General features: G+C 58.9%; 1 protein-coding gene. It reads left to right on the top strand.

The window, feature by feature from the left end:
• The first annotated feature begins 153 nt into the window (after positions 1-153).
• Positions 154-351: a hypothetical protein gene (locus C451_RS20175; RefSeq protein WP_206536706.1), complete on the top strand. Its 198-nt coding sequence runs from the start codon at positions 154-156 to the stop codon at positions 349-351.
• Positions 352-596: the final 245 nt, after the last annotated feature.

A 596-nucleotide genomic window follows, 5' to 3' on the forward strand; every position in this document is an offset into this window, starting at 1 on the left:
TATGGAGCCATCGATCCATGAGTTCCGGCTGACGCGGGAGACAGTAGCGCCTGCTGATCCGGACGAATCCTTAAGCGATAACGAGTGGGTGACGATGGGTCCCCCACGCCGGCTTCATCCCAAGCCGCCGCTGTGGACGACTCCGGCCAAACGGTGACCGAGACCGAGCCGACGGGCGACGACGCCGATTCGGATGCCATTGATCCGGAGACGCTCGACTATCTCACCGAACGACTGGCCGCGATCGATACCGAGTTGGCAGCGTTAAGAAATGATAAACGGCGGTCGGAAGCGGAACTACGAGCGCTCATCCGTGACGAGGTACGGGAAGTTCTGGGATCTGATGATTGAATTCGGTGGGGTAGGGGGGTGTCCGGCAAGTGGAGGTCTGTTCTGAGGAATGAGAGTTGAGAAAGGGGGAGAGGGGGGGGTGCGTCCGGCAAGTGAGATCCGTTCGATGAAGGGGGGTGCGTCCGACAAGTGGAATCCATTCCGTGGAGCAAAAGTTGGGTCGCGTCGCAAAGTCCTCTAGACTTTGCCTCTGGTAGCCTCGACTGTGAGGTCACAGCTCATGGTTGTTTTGGTTGAGCGGGTGA

The sequence above is a fragment of the Halococcus thailandensis JCM 13552 genome (assembly GCF_000336715.1).
Classification (GTDB): Archaea; Halobacteriota; Halobacteria; order Halobacteriales; family Halococcaceae; genus Halococcus; species Halococcus thailandensis.